The organism is Salinisphaera sp. T31B1 (assembly GCF_040361275.1).
Taxonomy (GTDB): domain Bacteria; phylum Pseudomonadota; class Gammaproteobacteria; order Nevskiales; family Salinisphaeraceae; genus Salinisphaera.
This window is the reverse complement of the sequence record NZ_APNH01000001.1, coordinates 1,438,690-1,455,412: the sequence shown is the minus strand read 5'-3', so window position 1 is coordinate 1,455,412 and position 16,723 is coordinate 1,438,690. Positions and strand designations below refer to the sequence as shown.

At 65.8% G+C, this 16,723-nt stretch carries 12 protein-coding genes and 1 tRNA gene; 9 read left to right on the top strand and 4 right to left on the bottom strand.

The features are described 5' to 3' along the window. Positions 1–68: 68 nt before the first annotated feature. From T31B1_RS06660 to T31B1_RS06650, 3 genes are all read right to left on the bottom strand, one after another. On the bottom strand, positions 69–2,225 hold the full coding sequence (locus T31B1_RS06660) for a PQQ-dependent dehydrogenase, methanol/ethanol family (RefSeq protein ID WP_353248652.1): 2,157 nt from the start codon (positions 2,223–2,225) through the stop codon (positions 69–71). Positions 2,226–2,248: 23 nt separating this feature from the next. Continuing rightward, entirely contained in the window at positions 2,249–3,694 is a 1,446-nt protein-coding gene (gene aldA, locus T31B1_RS06655) for an aldehyde dehydrogenase (protein WP_353248651.1), read from the bottom strand. Between the two features lie 394 nt (positions 3,695–4,088). After that, complete coding sequence (locus T31B1_RS06650; RefSeq protein ID WP_353248650.1) at positions 4,089–5,720, bottom strand: dihydroxyacetone kinase subunit DhaK; 1,632 nt, start codon at positions 5,718–5,720, stop codon at positions 4,089–4,091. A 260-nt stretch (positions 5,721–5,980) separates the two neighbouring features. Between T31B1_RS06650 and T31B1_RS06645 the strand changes: the two genes are divergently transcribed. The 8 genes from T31B1_RS06645 (at position 5,981) to T31B1_RS06610 (ending at position 13,551) form a co-directional block, all read left to right on the top strand. Further along, entirely contained in the window at positions 5,981–6,340 is a 360-nt protein-coding gene (locus T31B1_RS06645; protein ID WP_353248649.1) for a DUF427 domain-containing protein, read from the top strand. A 93-nt stretch (positions 6,341–6,433) separates the two neighbouring features. Then, complete coding sequence (locus T31B1_RS06640) at positions 6,434–7,762, top strand: MFS transporter (protein WP_353248648.1); 1,329 nt, start codon at positions 6,434–6,436, stop codon at positions 7,760–7,762. Positions 7,763–8,054: 292 nt separating this feature from the next. Beyond that, a complete protein-coding gene (locus T31B1_RS06635; protein WP_353248647.1) occupies positions 8,055–9,752 on the top strand; it encodes a PilZ domain-containing protein in 1,698 nt (565 codons plus the stop codon). A 115-nt stretch (positions 9,753–9,867) separates the two neighbouring features. Then, on the top strand, positions 9,868–10,476 hold the full coding sequence (locus tag T31B1_RS06630; RefSeq protein WP_502950921.1) for a rhomboid family intramembrane serine protease: 609 nt from the start codon (positions 9,868–9,870) through the stop codon (positions 10,474–10,476). A 10-nt stretch (positions 10,477–10,486) separates the two neighbouring features. Beyond that, positions 10,487–10,699, top strand: a complete 213-nt coding sequence (locus tag T31B1_RS06625; RefSeq protein ID WP_353248646.1) for a hypothetical protein — start codon at positions 10,487–10,489, stop codon at positions 10,697–10,699. A 96-nt stretch (positions 10,700–10,795) separates the two neighbouring features. Then, positions 10,796–13,063 carry an FAD-dependent oxidoreductase gene (locus T31B1_RS06620; RefSeq protein ID WP_353248645.1) on the top strand — a complete coding sequence of 756 codons (2,268 nt, stop codon included), beginning with the start codon at positions 10,796–10,798 and terminating at the stop codon, positions 13,061–13,063. 61 nt (positions 13,064–13,124) lie between these two features. Continuing rightward, a tRNA-Glu gene (locus tag T31B1_RS06615) sits at positions 13,125–13,200 on the top strand. Positions 13,201–13,287: 87 nt separating this feature from the next. Next, positions 13,288–13,551 carry a YrhK family protein gene (locus T31B1_RS06610; RefSeq protein ID WP_353248644.1) on the top strand — a complete coding sequence of 88 codons (264 nt, stop codon included), beginning with the start codon at positions 13,288–13,290 and terminating at the stop codon, positions 13,549–13,551. Between the two features lie 3 nt (positions 13,552–13,554). Here the strand turns inward: T31B1_RS06610 and yccS are convergent, their stop codons facing one another. Further along, positions 13,555–15,717 (bottom strand): YccS family putative transporter, encoded by a 2,163-nt coding sequence (yccS, locus tag T31B1_RS06605; protein ID WP_353248643.1) that lies wholly within the window; start codon positions 15,715–15,717, stop codon positions 13,555–13,557. A 154-nt stretch (positions 15,718–15,871) separates the two neighbouring features. Here yccS and T31B1_RS06600 point away from each other — a divergent pair, with 154 nt between their 5' ends. Beyond that, positions 15,872–16,600 (top strand): sulfite exporter TauE/SafE family protein, encoded by a 729-nt coding sequence (locus T31B1_RS06600; protein ID WP_353248642.1) that lies wholly within the window; start codon positions 15,872–15,874, stop codon positions 16,598–16,600. The last annotated feature ends 123 nt before the right edge of the window (positions 16,601–16,723 follow it).

The window sequence follows — 16,723 nt, the reverse complement described above, 5'->3', positions numbered from 1 at the left end:
CGTGCTGTACGCATGAAAAAGGCCGCGTCGGATGACGCGGCCTTTGTTGCTACCACAGAAACAAGCGTTTACTGGTCGTCGCTGTATTCCTCGTCGAGCAGGTCGTTCGCCCGCTTGATGAGGTAGGCATGGATCTTATCGATCTGTGCCGGTTCGAGCACCCCGGCATAGGACGGCATGCCCTTGGTCAAGCGCGCGCCCATCACGATCGCCTTGAACTGATCGTGGGTATCGGCCGACAGACGACGCAGATCCGGTGTCACGCCGCCGCTCGCGGCATTCATGCCGTGACATTGGCTGCAATGGCCGTTCATCAGGTCCTTGCCTTCGGCAATATCCGCCGCACTTGCGGTCTGCTCCGGCGGTTCCGGCTTGGCCAGCGGCGGGAAATCAGGCTCGGCCAGCTTCTCGTCGCCGCCGATCTTGAAGGTCAACACCTCGGCATACGGGCGCACACCGGCGTTCTTGGACTGACCGCCCGCAAACGTGGAGAACGCGCCGCCCCAGCCCACCATGAAGGTGACGTACTGCTCGCCCCCGGCCGTATAGGTCACCGGCGCGGCCATCACGCCGCTGTTGGCAGGCGATTCCCATAGCTTCTTGCCGTCAGTGGCGCGATACGCCACGACGCGCCCGTCGGCCGTGCCCTCGAACACGAGATTGCCCGCGGTCGAGAGTGTGCCGCCGTTGAAGATGGTCTTGTACGGTACTTCCCAGACCTTTTCCTGCTTGACCGGATCCCATGCCAGCAGGCCGCCGGTCCAGCGATCCGCCCAGGACTGCATCTCCTCGGCATCGTCGGACATCGCCGCGGCCTTGGTGCCAAGCTGGTAGAACCCCTTCTGCGGTGTCCATTCCGGGTCCCGCACGTCTTCGTAGGTCACCTCGAAGTAGTGCTTGGGGATATAGACCAGTCCGGTGTTCGGGTTGTAGGACATCGGCTGCCAGTCGTGACCGCCCCAGAAACCGGGCTGCACGACGACCGGGCCGTCCTGCTCCCAGTACTTGGCATGGTCGGTGAACACCGGACGTCCGGTTTCCAGGTCCACCTTCTCGGCCCAGTTGACCGGCGCATATTTCTCGGCCGAGATCACCTTGCCGGTCTTGCGGTCGAGCACGTAGAAGAAGCCGTTCTTGGGCGCCTGCATGATCACTTCACGTGTCTTGCCGTCGATGTCGAGATCGGCAAGGATCATGTGCTGGGTCGCGGTGTAGTCCCAGGCATCGCCCGGCGTGGTCTGGTAGTGCCAGACATAGTCGCCGTTGTCGGGGTTGATGGCCACGATCGACGACAGGAACAGGTTATCGCCCTTGGCATCGGAGCGCGCCTTGTAATTCCACATCGAGCCGTTGCCGACACCGACATAAAGCAGGTTCAGGTCAGGATCGTAGGCCATGGAATCCCAGGCCGTGCCGCCGCCGCCCTGCTCGATCCAGGCATCGCCGTGCCAGGTCTTGGCAGCCATTTCGAGGGCTTCGTTTTCCTGCGGCTTGGCCGGATCGCCGGGCACGGTGAAAAAGCGCCAGGCCTGGTCGCCGGTTTCGGTATCGTAGGCCGTGATATAGCCGCGTACGCCGAACTCGGCGCCGCTGTTGCCGATGATCACCTTGTCCTTGACGATACGCGGCGCACCGGTGATGCCGTAGCTGCGATCGTGATCAATGATCGTATCGGCCGACCAGACTTCCTTGCCGCTGGCGGCATCGATGGCCACCATGCGCCCGTCCAGCGTGCCGAGAAAGACCTTGCCTTTCCACACGGCCACGCCGCGGTTGACCACGCCGCAGCAGAAACTGGCCGCCTTGGTGCGATCGACCTTCGGGTCGTGCTTCCACAACAGTTCGCCGGAGGCGGCATCAAAGGCATAGACGATGCTGTAGGCACCGGTGGTATACATCACGCCGTCGACCACGATCGGGGTGGCCTCGACGCCGCGATCGACATCCAGCTTGTATTGCCAGGTCAAACCCAGCTCATCGACGTTCTCGTCGTTGATGTCGTCCAGCGGGCTGTAACGCTGTTCGTCATAGGTCCGGCCGGTGCTCATCCAGTTGCCGGGTTCCTTGTCGGCATTGATGATGCGCTCGCCGTCGACATCGGCCGGCCCGCGGGTGTCACTGCCGGTTTCGGCGAACGCCCCGGGCTGGCAGAACGCGAACAACGCCAGGGCGAGCCCGGTGTGACGTCGCCAGGCATGCGGCGGGTGGAATCTCTGCGTATTCATAATTATTGCTTCTCCTGGCTACGTTAGCCGTGCTGCATGTAGACGACATGCGTCTCCATGAACTCGTAGAGGCCGTGCTTGCCGTCGGCACCGCCGATACCCGACTTGCGCCGGCCGGCATGAAAGCCCTGCATGGCTTCGAAATTCTCGCGGTTGATATAGGTCTCGCCGTATTGCAGTCCGCGTACCGCCTGCATCGCCGCGTTGATGTTCGTGGTGTAGATCGACGAGGTGAGGCCGTAGTCGGAATCGTTGGCGAGCGCGATGGCTTCATCCAGCGAATCGACGGTCTGCATCGGCAGAACCGGGCCGAAGATCTCGTCGCGCATGATCGCCATATCGGCCCGGCAATCGGTCAGCAGTGTGGGCAGATAGTGATAGCCCTGACCCAGATTGGCGGTCGTGCCGCCGGTGACCACGGTGGCGCCATCGGCCTTGGCCTGCTCGACCATGTCAGCGACCTTGTCCAGCCCCGCCTTGTTGATGAGCGGGCCCATGTCGAGCTCGTCTTCGGCCGAGGGGTCGCCGTAGCGGGTGGCCTTCAAATGAGCCGCAATCCTCTCGGCCAGCGGCTCGGCAACGCTTTTCTCGACATAGACCCGCTCCGCGCAGTTGCAGACCTGGCCGGTGTTGATGGTGCGCGAATCGCAGATCGCTTTCGCAGCCAGATCGAGATCGGCGTCGGCCAGCACGATCGCCGGCGCCTTGCCGCCGAGTTCCAGATTCACCTGCGTCAGGTTCGTTGCCGCCGTGGCCATGATCCGCGAGCCGGTCGCCACGCTGCCGGTAAAGGTGATCAGGCGCACGTCCGGGTGGGCACACAGCGCGTTGCCGGTCGTCGCGCCACGGCCGCCCACGAGATTGAACACACCGGCCGGCAAGTCGGTTTCGGCGACCAGCCTGGCAAACGCATACGCATTGAGCGGCGTTTCCTCACTGGGCTTGATGACCACGGTATTGCCCGTGACCAGCGCCGGCGCCATCTTGCGTGCGATCAGAAAGAACGGGAAATTCCAGGGCAGGATGCCGGCCACCACGCCCACAGGCTTGCGCAGCAAAAAGATGCTTTCACCGGCACGATCGCTCTCGATGACCTCGCCCTCGATACGACGCGCCCACTCGGCCATGTAGTCGATATAGTCAGCGGTGAAGTTGACTTCCACCTCGGCCAGCGCCCGTACCTTGCCCTGTTCGCGCACGATGAGGTCGGCGAACTCGGCCACCCGCTCACGCAGTTTCGCGCTGATCTGGCGCAGATAACCGGCGCGCTCGATCGCCGGACGCTTTTCCCAGTCAGGCTGGGCACGACGCGCAGCGGTCACGGCCGTGTTCACCACGTCTGCATCGCTGTCGGGGATATGGCCGATCGTGGCCTGGGTGGCCGGGTTTTCGACCGCGATCGATTCGCCGCGGGCGGCCACAAAGCCACCGTCGATAAAATTCTGCTCCGGGTCTGAAGGCTTGCTCATGGATAGCGCTCCTTGTCGAAAGAAGACGCTCGAGGCGGGAATCGACGTATCGGCACAAACGATGCGCCGACGGCCATCACAGCCGAAAAGCCATCGTTGGGGCACGCCGTTTGGGAATCTCCTCGAACGCCATTTTTATGCGGCTGTCTCGCAAACCGCGTTTTATCGACCACGACAGGAGCAAGCGACATGCCAGTGCCACCACGGGGATGCAGCCAGCCGTGTGACGATGGCGCGAGTTATTCCACACCCCTATTTTTTCAGGGTTTTTCAAATACAACGGGGCTTCGGACACCACGCGACACGCACCGCGCGGCGCGCATCAGCTGTAGCATCGCAACACTCGACACGCTTCATCTGTTGCAGCCTGTGCAACAGATGAAGCCAAGCGCCGCTAGGCTTCGGCCAGCCGCTGCCAGATGCGGGCGATGGCTTCCGCGCCCGGGTCGGCGAGATCGCGCAGTACGTTTTCGGGCACGTAGGCTGAACGCCCAGCCCGGGCACGGGTCATGGACCGCGTTGCATCGGCACCGTCGCGTGCGGCCTTGGCCGCCGCATGCAGATCGGCACCCGTGGCCAACGCCTCGACGGCAGGGATGAGCGCATCGAGCAGCGTACGATCGCCCCGGGCGGCGCCGCCGTAATGCTGCATGCGTTCGATGCCGTGCCCGAGCGCCTGGGCCCAGCGGCTGTCCTCGGCGAGCGCCGCGCCGGTGGCCGTACACAGGATGGACAGCAGCACGCCGCTCGAGCCGCCCATATCGCGCGCAAGGATATCGCCGATCTCGTGGGCGAGACGCGCGTCTTCGCCACTCGACAGGCGGCCCTCGTCAAGCGCGGCGGCCACGGCACGGGCACCGGCGGCAAACGTGGTGCCGGTATCGCCGTCGCCGACCCGAGCGTCCAGAGCATCCAGTTCGTCCCGTGCGTCCACCAGCATGTCGATCACCGCGCGCAGCAGCGACTCGCGCGTCGTGTCGCGCGCGCCGGTCTCGTCATGCGCGGAATCAGTGACGGCCGGCTCGAACGTCGTGACCGCACCCGGGGTGCGAATACCCGGCCAGCCGATCGCATCCACGGGCGATTCCAGCGCGCTGACGAAATCATGTTCGGCCGGCAGCAGCGTGACCGAGAAGCCGTGCATGTCCATCGATGTCATCAACGCCGCCGGTGTGACGACACGCGCGATGCGGGCGGCGGGTATGGCCGCGAGCAGGCTGTTCATCAGTACGCCCATTTCCTGAGTGGCACAGCCACCGAGGTTGTTGAGCAGCACGATCATCGATGTGCCTTCGTCGAAACGCGCATCGAATGCCGCCAGCAGCGGCTCGACCACGAGCTGGATCGCGGCGTCCGCGTCATGCGGATCGACCTCGCTAACGCCGGGCTCGTTGTGGATCCCGAGACCGAGCTCCGCATCGCGCCGGTCCACCGCGTGACCGGGCAGCGTACAGCTCGAAAGCGCCAGCCCCAGAGAGCACAGCGACGCGCACACGCGCTCGGCCATGTGCGCCACCGTGTCGAGATCAGCACCCGCGGCCGCGTAGTGGCCGGCGATCTTGTGTACCAGCACGGTGCCGGCCAGCCCGCGCTGCTGATCAGCGTCCGGCAGTGCCACGTCGTCGGCCACGATCACGCTGCGGACATTGTAGCCCTCGCCCACGGCCCGTTCGGCGGCGAGCCCGAAGTTCAGACGGTCGCCGGTATAGTTCTTGATGATGAGCAGACAGCCGGCCGGCCCACAGGTCGCGCGGATGGCAGCAAGGACCGCCTCGACGCTCGGCGATGTGAACAATTCACCGGCGACCGCCGCGGCCAGCATGCCTTGGCCGACGAAGCCGGCATGAGCCGGTTCATGACCGGCCCCACCACCCGAGATGATCGCCACCCGGTCGCCCCGCCACTGCGCGTCGACGGCCAGGCGAATACCGTGCTGCGGTTCACTCAGGGTGACCGGCGCGATTCGGGCCAGTCCGCGCAGGGTCTCGTCGACGACATCCTCGGGGCGGTTGTAGAAGAAATCCATGGTGGCTCCTGGTGTGATCGATATCGGGGCTGGATAGCGCGCCGGCCCATGATAAAGGCCGAGACGCCGACCGCCAGCACCCGCATTGGGCGCTGCCCATGGCCCACCTGGTCGCCGGCAACGCGTTGTGCGCAATTTTTTATAGAAAATTGCATTCATGCTCTTGAAAACGGGCGCCTGGCAACCAGCCTTAGCGCACGTCGGCCAAACCGGGACGACGCCAGACGCCTGCCGCCAGGTGTTTCCTTCTCGGAGTGCTCATGTCGGCTTTCTCATCGGATCGGATCCAGCTCGCTCGCCCGAACGCCCGGGTATGGGTGATGGCCGGCGAGACCATCGTGGCCGACACCCGTGCGCCGGTATGCCTGACCGAATGCGGCTATCCACCGCGCTGGTACTTTCCGCCGGCGGCGGTCGCCCGGGCGCGGCTGGTCCCATCGGCCACGCGAACCCGCTGCCCGTTCAAGGGCGAGGCCGATTACTTCAACGTGCAACACGGGGCGACTACGCTCGTGGATGCCGCCTGGCGCTACAACACGCCGATCGATTCGATGGCGACGATCGCGCGCCACGTGGCCTTCGACCATCCGCAGCTCCGGTTTCATATCGAGCACTACTGACCGAGCGCGGGCCACCCCGCCTTCGTTTCACATATCGGTTACCGCGTCGTGGTCCGGCCACGGCGGCTTTTCGTCATTCGTTCGAGTCCTGTCATGACCCGCCTGGCTTCCTCTCTGATCGCCCTCATCGCCAGCATCATCCTGCTGGTCGCTGGCAACGCCTTTCTGATGACCCTGCTGGGCCTGCGCCTGAGTCACGAAGGCTTTTCGACGTCGCTGATCGGCTGGATTCTGGTGTGTTATTCGGTCGGATTCGTGGGCGGGACGCTGTTCGCCGAACGCGTGGTCGAGCGGGTCGGCCATATCCGTGCGTTCGCGGTCTTCGCCACGACGCTGGCGATCTCGATCCAGATCTATCCGCTGGCGGTGAGCGCACCGCTCTGGGCCGGTTTGCGCGCCCTGGCCGGTTTTGCGATGGCCGGGCTGATGATCGTCATGGAGAGCTGGTTTTCCAGTCGCGCGACCAACGCCAACCGGGCGCGATTGTTCGCGGTCTATCAGGTGGTGTTCTTTCTTTCGACCGCGTCCGGCCAATTACTCATCAATATCGGCAGCGCCGATTCCGCGCTGCCGTTCACGCTGGCCACGATACTGGTGAGCCTCGCGGTCATCCCGCTGTCGTTGACCCGTATGCATGCCCCACCGATCGAAGGTGCCGAACGGCTGTCGCTGGTGGCGCTGTATCGGATTTCGCCCATCGGCGTCAGCGGCTCGCTGATTGCGGGCCTGTTGACGAGCGCCTTCTATGCGCTGGCGCCGGTCTATGCCGACCGCGTGGGTCTGCCTACCGACCGGCTGTCGCTGTTCATGGCCAGTGCGATCGTCGGCGCCATGGTCCTTGCCTGGCCGATCGGCCGACTGTGCGATCGCTTCAACCGGCGCCGCGTGCTGATGTTCGTGCTGGCGGTCGCAGCCGCGGCCAGCGTGGCGATCCCGTTGATCAACCCCGACCACGCCGTTCGCCTGATCGGCGTCGTGGGGCTGTATATGGGGTTGTCCGCGGCGCTGTACCCGGTATCCGTGGCGATCACCAACGACCAGATGCCCAGCCATCAGATCACCGCCGCCAGCACCACGTTGCTGTTGGCCTACGGGATCGGCAGCTGCATCGGGCCGGTCGCTGCATCTGCGGTGATGGATCGGGTCGGGCCGAACGGTCTGTTCTATACCAATACCGCGTTTCTGCTGGCTCTGGCGGTCTACCTGCTCTACCGGTTACGCCGACGGGCCGATGTCCCGGCCGAAGATCGCGTGGACTACTACACGACCTCGCCGTCCGGGGGCTACGCACTCTACGAGCTGGATCCGCGCAACACCGAGTTCCACCGAGGCCCCGAAGGCCCCGGCCGGGCGGGCCTGCGTATCGGCAAGATGCTGCTCGGTGCGGCCGGCCGCGCCCAGAGTGCCGTTCGCCAGTCCTGAGCGGCGTCGGGGCGACGCCCGGACGACATCGGCGACCGGCCCGTTCTCGACCTGCCGCCGGCCCAGGAGACGAGCGCACGACGCGCCGTAACACGCTTCGGGCCCTCCGCAGTGCCGTGACGCGGAGGGCTCGAACAGCGCCGGAACTCAGTGCGGGCTGCGCATGAAACCCGCCCCGCGTCGATCGATCCATCGACCGGCCGAGCGCAACCGTGACGCATATTAAACCCCGTCCCGATCCGGCCGATAGGTTTGCGGTGTTTTGCTATGCACGTCTGGAGGAGGCTGTCCGATGCATGCCGCGCGCCCCGTTGCCCCCCATCCGACCGAGCTGATCTCTAAACTGTGCGCGCTCGGCGATCGAGGCGACGATCTCTGGCTGTGCCCGATTCCCGAGGGACACGCACATGCGCTGCGCATCGTAAAGATCGAGACCGACGACGCCGCGGCCCCGCTGCTGCTGTGGGTGGCAGCGATGATCGAGGATCTGGGCGTCCTGCGGCGTGCGGACGCGCTGATGGTATGTTCTCGCCAAGGCAGCGATTTCGTTCGTTTCGAAGGCCTGATCGCGATCGAGTCGATCACCGGCGACCAGGCCGTGGGCCTGCGCTGCACCGCACCCGAGCGGATGCTCGGCGGCGACGGTCGCCAGAGCGCGCGTATCCCGCTGGGCGGTGAATTTTTTGCACGGGCGCAGGTCACTACACTGGAACACGACCGCCCCGTGGCCGCGGATGTCGGCAATCTGTCGCTGGGCGGCTGTCTGCTCGAGATCGATGTCCAACCTGCCCTGTTGTGGCGGATCGGCCAGCCGCTCGCCGAGATAATAATCGTCGGGCCACACGACCAACGCGTGTCCGCCTCCGGCGAGATCCGTCATATTCAGATCATGAACGACCGTCCCGCCGTGCAGGTGGGCGTATCCTTCGCGCGGCTGGAATTCTCACAACGCCGCCAGCTCGGCCGCATGCTCTCGGATATGGAACGCGGTCTGGCACTCAGACGCGGCAGTGGAGGCCGCATGCTCGCCGACTGTGCCCAGTTCACCGAGTTCACCGGTCGTCCGACGGACGCCGGCGAACGGCCACGACCGGTCGCACTACCGATGGTTGGCGCGCTGGGTGCCGTCGCGGCCAATCTCGGCAAACTGGCGATCGCACTGCGCAACGATCGCCCTGCACCGATCGAGGCGGTTGCCACCGACGCGCGCACGATCTGTCGGCTGCTGGCCGAGGATCGTCAGGCTCTGCTCTATGCGCTGTGTTGCCTGGGCGAATACCCGCTGCTGCTCCAGCATTCGATCGCGGTCGCCGGCCGCCTGGCGGACCTGGTCGGCGATACGCTCGCAGCCGAGCCGACCCATATCGTGCTCGCCGCCCTGGTACACGATCTGGGGCGTGCAGTGGTTGCCGGGCGCCGGCTCACCGAGGCTCACCTGTTCGGCGAACATCAGGGTGGGCCGGCTCAGCCGCATGTCTCGGCGTTGCTGCGCGTGCTTGGCCCCCGATTGCCGATCGCGATCGACGTCCGCCAGAACGTGATCGAGCGTATCAACGAGCGGCTCGACGGCAGCGGTTATCCGGCCGGCTACGACGCCTCCGCGCTCGCACCGCTGAGCCGCGCGGCCAGTGTGGTCGACGCCATCGACATGCTCACGCGCGCGAACAGCCAGCGCGATGCGTTGCCGCCACTGAGCGCCTATCGACAGCTCTACGAAGCCTCCGCGCGCTACGATCGTCAATGGGTGACGCGCTATGTCCAGCGACAGGGACCGCTGCCCGTCGGTACGCTGGTCCGCTACTCGGGCGGGTTCCTGGCCTGGATCATGGCGCTCGACGGCAGCGGACAACCGACACGCCTGCGTCTGGTACGTAACCTGTCCGGAGGCCAGCGGCCGGTCGACGAGATCGTCGACAAACGCCATATCGCGCAGCTCGGAGAACTCGAGCGCACAGTGCCGGCGCGGCAGTACGGTCTGCGACCGTACTGATCGCCGCCGGTGATTGATCTGGCGTAGGCTGTCCGGCCTGCGTCATCCTCCAGCTGGCGAGACACCGGCCGGCACGGCCGCTTGCCTTACGTCTATCACCCGGGCCTGTTCGATCATGATCGTCACGATAATCCTCATCGCAGTGACCTGCGCCGTTTCAATGACCGGCTTTCAGAATCCTGCCCAGCTCGATCGGTTCATCTTCTGGCCGCCGGCGATCAACCGTGGCGAGTACTGGCGGCTGATCAGCCACGGATTCGTCCATGCCGATGGCCAGCATCTGCTGTTCAACATGATCACGCTGTTCTTCTTCGGTCGGGTGATCGAGCAGGCGTTTGCCGGTTATATCGGGCCACTCGGCTATGCGGCGTTCTATATCGCGGCGATCTTGGTCGCGATCCTGCCGAGCTATTTCCAGCACCGAAACGATGCGCGCTATCGCAGCCTGGGTGCGTCGGGCGCGGTCTCGGCGGTACTGTTCGCCTACATACTGATCGCGCCATGGTCGACGATCTATGTGTTTTTCTTCCCGGTGCCGGCAATCGTCTACGGCGGCCTGTTCACCGCCTACGGCCTGTACGCGAGTCGTCTGGGCCACGATCACATCAATCACAGCGCCCATCTCTGGGGGGCCGGCTTCGGCGTGCTATTCACCCTGTGTCTCGAACCACGGCTGGGCCCGGTGTTCCTCGAGCGCCTCATGCAGCCCGGCGCAGGCTTCTGAACCGCTCGCCATGAAGTTCCTGTTCGGCCTGCTGGTGTTCGCTTTTCTGGGCTGGCTCGCAGTGCGGCTCGTGATCCGCCGGCTGCGGGTCATGCGCGGCGACGTGGTGCCCGAACAGAAAGGGCCACATACGGTGACAATCGTCTGCATTGCATTGATCGCGATCTACGCGCTGCTGATCGTCTATCGGCTGTCTACCGAGGGCTTTGCCGCCCTGCACTGATCCCGTGCCGGGCCATGGCCGCCGTGCCCGACTCGTCATATGATGTGCTGACCGCAGGCGTCGGGGCGCGCAAGCGGGTCAGACACAGAGACAGCGATGAATGACCGGCATATTCCGCAGGCGCTGGAACTGGTGCTGGCCGGCGGCGGCCATGCGCATGTCGGCGTGCTGCGTCGACTCGGCCGGCGCCCGGTGCCCGGCTTGCGGGTCACCGTGGTCTGCGATGAGTGGCAGACACCCTATTCCGGCATGCTGCCCGGCCTGATCGCCGGCCATTATCGTCACGAGACGACCCATATCGACCTGCGCCGTCTGGCCCGTTTCGCCGGTGCGGCCATGGTGCATGCGCCAGTCATAGGACTCGATGCCGACCGCCGGCAGTTGCAGATCGCCGATCGGCCGCCGCTCGACTACGATTTATTGTCGATCAACACCGGCTCGACCCCGGCCTGGCGGGATGTGCCCGGCGCGGCCGAGCATGCAATTCCGGTCAAGCCGGTGGTCGTACTCATGCAGCGGCTGCGCGAGCTCAGCCGACGATGGGGCGGCGCCGAGACCGCCCAGCACATCGCGGTGGTCGGCGCGGGCGCCGGCGGCGTGGAACTGGCGCTGGCACTGGCCTATCGATTGCGGGGCCTGCCCCGTCCGCCGACGGTGACCCTGTATAACCGCAGTAAGACGATCCTGAGCGAACACAACCGGGCCGTTCGACGTCGCTTCGAGACCGTGCTCGCCGCGCGCGGCATCCGCGTGATCGCCGGCCAGGCCGTGGCCGCGGTCGATGCCGACGGCCTCACCCTGGCCGATGGCCGACGGATGGACGCCGAGGCGGTGTTCTGGGCCACTGATGCCAGTGCCCCTCCGTGGCTGGCCGAGTCCGCGCTGGCACAGGATGCACAAGGCTTCGTGCGCGTACGCACCACCTTGCAGTCGGTGTCCCATCCGCAGGTCTTCGCCGCGGGCGATGTCGCCCGGCTACCGGAGCCGAGGCCCAAGTCCGGCGTCTACGCGGTTCGTGCCGGTGCGATTCTGGCCGAAAATCTGCCGCGGGCCGCGCGCGGCCGCCGGCTCAAGCATTTTCGTGCGCAGACGAACGCGCTGGCGCTCATCAGCACCGGCGATCGCTGTGCCATCGCGTCACGCGGGCGCTTCACCGTCGCCGGGCCCTGGCTGTGGCGTTTGAAAGACCGCATCGATCGGCGCTTCATCGCACGTCACCAAGGCACCGCGAAGACCGTCGAGCCCGAGCCGGCGATCGAACCCATCGATGGTTGCCTGCCCGGTTCGCCGCAGGGCGGTCACCGCGATGCCGGCAGTGCCGGCGCGCTACCGTCTGCCCGGATTGATCGCGTATTCGAGCGGCTCGCCGGCCATGCGGGAGTCGATCGTCCGCGGCTCGCCCGGGCCGACACATCACGGCCGATCGCATTCTGTGCACCCGAGCACCGCGTGAGCGCCTGTGTCGAGCGTCTCACCGACTTGGTCGGCGACCCGTTCGTTTTCGGCGAAATCGCCGTCGAGCATGCCCTGAACCCGGTATATGCCGCCGGGGCGACGCCGCGTATCGCCACCGCCCAGGCCGCGATTCCGCTGGCCGCGGCCGCACTGATGGACACAACGCTCTTCCAGCTGTTGGCTGGGACCGCGGACGCGCTGGCTCGGGCCGGCGCAGTGCTGGCCGACGGCCGGGCCTGGGAGAGCGTCGAACTGGCACTGAGCCTGACCGTGCTCGCCGACTGCGACGATAATCAACCTCATTCGTGGCCGATGTCGACAGCGCCAATGGGGCTGGTCGTCACCGGCCCGGTCGGCACCGGGGTCGTATCGGCCGGCGATCTTCGCCAGCGAGCCGAGGCGGCCTGGGTTACCGGGGCCATCGCGGCCATGCGCCAGTCTCGGCAGGAGGCCGGCCGCCTGCTGTATGCGCACGGCGCCCGCGCGGTCGCGGCCATCAGCGCCGGCGGGTTCATCGAAGCGCTCGACCGGCTGCGGCAGGCCTGTCGCGCAACCGCCACGCTTGGCCTTGATGACCTGCCCTGCCTGGCCGGCGCCCGAGTGCTCGCGGCCACCGGCATACGAACCCGGCTCGAGGCCGCCAATCGCCGGCTCTACCAGCCGACGTTCGATGGGGTGCCCGGCGATCACCCGGCCTGGCCGCTGCTGTTCGATCCTCAGTCTGCCGGCCCCTTGCTGGCTGCCGTACCCGGCACCGCGGTTCGCCAGTGTGTCGCATCGCTGCAGCAGGCCGGCTACCGTGAGGCTCGATGCGTCGGCGAGTTGAGTCCGCAGCCGCAGGCCGATACCGCCGACATCCGCTGGCTGCGTGTGCTGGGCAGCGATGGAGGCCGACGTGTACAAGCCTGATTTGACGAAACCCCTTGAGGCTTTGTCAGACCTCTATATACTGTGCGGCCACGATCGCGATGCTCCCTTCGTCTAGCGGTCTAGGACGTCGCCCTCTCACGGCGAAAACAGGGGTTCGAGTCCCCTAGGGAGCGCCATCGTTTTCCTGCCCGATCGCGCCCAGCGCGCAGGCCCTGCTTGAACGCGCCGTTGCGATACGGCGAGTCCTGCACGAGGCATTCATCATGGCAAAACCCTTCGAAGTCGACAAAGATGCGTCGCAGCTGCATCGCAAGGTGTATGGCCGTTACGAAAAGCTCTACACGCTCAACGATTTCTTCGCCGCGCTGTTCTTTCTGGTCGGCTCGATCATGTTCTTCTACGAAAGCCTCATGATCCCGGCGACCTGGTGCTTCACACTCGGCTCGGTCAATTTCATGCTGCGACCGACGATCAAGGTCGCACGCGAGTTCCATCTGGCCAATCTGCCACTGCCGGGCGACGACTGACGATCAACGGGTCAGCGCCTGGCCCAGACGCCGCAGGCGGGGCAATTCGTCCAGCAGATGACGCAGTTGGCCGGCAATCAGCCGTTGCGCGCTTTCCTCACCCGCAGGCATGGCCGCCAGCGCATCGCGCAGGTCGGCTTCGCGATCGCTGTCGACCGGAACCGGTTCGGAGCGGATCAGCGCATGCGCGGCTTCGTCCAGGCTGTCCGCGACATAGGTCACCGCCTGGCCCAGCAGTGCATTGCGCGGATCCGGCGCCAGCGTCTGGCGATGCGCGCCAAGCGTCGACAGATGCCCGATCAGGGTCTGTGCACAGGCCAGCACCGCCAGCGCTTCCCGGCTGTCCGAGCGCGCTCCGTGCGGGTCCTTGAGAGCGCTCGAGACGTGCATGCTGACTCCGGCATCGGCATTGTGCGCGTCCCGGCGCGCGATGCGGTAGGCCAGATCGTCCTGGCGGGCGCTGGTGTACTGGGCGAAGATCGCCCGCAGATAACGACTGTGGGCGGCCAGTGCATCGGCCAGGCGCTGATGCAGTTCGCGTTCACGCCAATCAGGCAGTACCCACAGCATTACAGCCGCGGCGATGGCTGCGCCCAGGATGGTGTCTACCAGCCGGGGGAGAATCAGCTCGAAGCCGTTGCCGACCTGGTTGAACGACAGCAGCACCAGCACGCTGATTGCGGCTGCCGCGACCAGATATCGCCGGAAGCGGGCAGCAAAGAACACCACGCCGGCGGCGATCAGCAACAACAGCTGCAATTCTGGCGCCGGAAACAGACGCAGCAGCGCCCAACCGATCACCAGGCCGAGCGCGGTCCCGCCGACGCGCTGGACAAAGCGCAGACGCGTGGCGCCGAAGTTCGGCTGGCACACCAGCATGGTCGTCAGCACGATCCAGTAGCCCTGGTCCGGATGGATCAGACACAGCACGGCATAGCTGGCCGCCATGGCCATCGCCAGGCGAAGGGCATGGCGAAAACGCGACGACGTGGGCGTGAGTTCGACGCGGATCCGCTGGAGCGCTTCGGCAAACGTGCCCGGGCCCGGATTCTGCAGTGCGCGCTCGGCGGCCGCTGGTGCGGCCTGCCGGGTATCGGTACCGATACGCTCGGCCAGCCCGCGTAGATTGTCGGCGAGTTCGTCCACGGCCTGCATGAGCGGCGCAGAGGGCGCCGGCGCGGCATGCCGCCGATAGGCGATGGCCCGCTCAAACTCATCCAGCGCGATCGTCATGGGCCGGCCGTCGAATGGCCGGCCGTATCTGAGCGCATCGGCGCGATCGCGACAGGCGCGGGCGAGCACGTCCAGCAAGCGCTCGCCCCGGAACATCACATCGCTATGGAAAAAAGCGGACACCAGCGCCTGGTACGGATAATGGGCCGAGCTGGCCCGCTCGTGGATATCCTGAGCGGCCAGGTAGAGCTGCAGGTTCTCATCCATCGCCGAGCGCGAGCGGCGTCCGTCGAGCCGATCAATCAGCGCCAGCCGCGTGTCATTGAGCGCGGCCACCACGCGAGCATTGACGTGGGCCAGATCGGTTCGGCGGGCCGCCACGTCTAGCGTGCCGGTGGGTTCGAACAACCGCGCCTTGCACGCCAGATAATCGCCGAGGGTGACGTACAGCCGGGCCAGGGAATGGCGTACCGGGCGATGCACGAACACCGTGCTCCAGACCAGAGCGAGGCCCCCGTACCAGGCTGCCCCGGCCACCAGTAGCGCCGGTTGTTGCCAGAACGGCGCCCCGGCGACGCTGTGCTGGTCGACGCCGATCATCGTATAGACCGCCAGCAGCAGCGTCGCGTTGGTGATGGTCGCATAGCGCGGGCTGATCGCGCCGAGCATCACCAGTACGAAGCTGCCTGCGGTGAGCGCGGCCCCGAACGCCCAGGGCCAGTCGAACAGCAGCTCCACCGCGCAGGCGGCCAGCGAGAAACACAGCAGCGTGACCGCCAGCGCTCGCGCGCGCTTACGCCAGCTGTCGTCGGTTTCGGCGATGGCACTGGCGATCACGCCCAGCACCAGCGGAATCATCTCGTGCGGATTATCGCGCACGCCGGCATAGCCAATCACCCCGGCCAGGGCGATGAGCACGCGCAGGCTGTCGGCGAACCGGTCAAAGGCGACGAACTGCGACAGACGGGCAAGGGCGACGGAACGACTGGGCATACCGCAGAATCAAGGGAGTGCCCGTGCAAGGATAATCCCTGAACCGCTTCCGATGCAGGATACCCGCGACAGGCGGCAGCGGGCCGGCGAACCGGTTACCCTGTCGCGCTTTGCGCGCGGGCCACGGGCGCGCCCATCCGTTCGGGAGATCGTGTTGCAGCTACTGCTTTTCAATCTGGCTGCCCTGGCCGGTTCCACCGCTCAGGGGCTGACCGGCTTCGGATCGGGCACCTTGACGGTATCGCTGCTGGTGATGCTGTTCCCGTTCCGGGAGGTCATCCCGGTGGTGGCCATGGTCGTGCTCGTGCCCAACATGATCCTGACCTGGCTGACCCGTCACGAGATGGAATGGCGACGCGGGCCGATCGCGGCCGTTGGGTTGTCGGCGGGCGTGCTCGTCGGCGCGCAGCTGCTGGCGGTGCTGCCCGCTGAGGTGCTGCGGCAAGGCCTGGGCGCGGCCATTCTGGTTTATGTCGTGCTGATGCTCGCACGTACACCGACGCCGGACGCGCCGCCGCCGCAATCGGCGTCAGACTCGCTGGGCCTTGGCCTGTGTGGCCTGGCATCCGGCGTGATCGTCGGTGCGATCGGCGTATCGCCGATCCCCCTGTTGATATACGTAAGTCTGCGCTACCCCAAGCAGGTCGCGCGCGCGGTCCTCACCCAGGCGTTTCTGCTGGGCACCTTCACTCAGGTGGCGATCTATGCGCATCTCGGCCTGCTGAGTCCCAGTCTGGCCTGGACGGCGCTGCTGACCGTACCGGGGATCGTCGCCGGCGTGCTGATCGGCCATCGGCTGCACTACCGCATCAATCAGAAGACGTTTGCACGCGCGCTGGCCCTGATCCTACTGCTTCCGGCGCTCAGACTGGTGTTGAGCTGAACCGGCGCGCCGGCGGCTGAACATCCCGCGAGTACGAGTGTCGGACCCGCACACGTGAAAAAAGCCCGTGCTGCGTGCAAATACGGTCCGATCATCGGTCGCAAATCGTGTATCGTGAAAGTG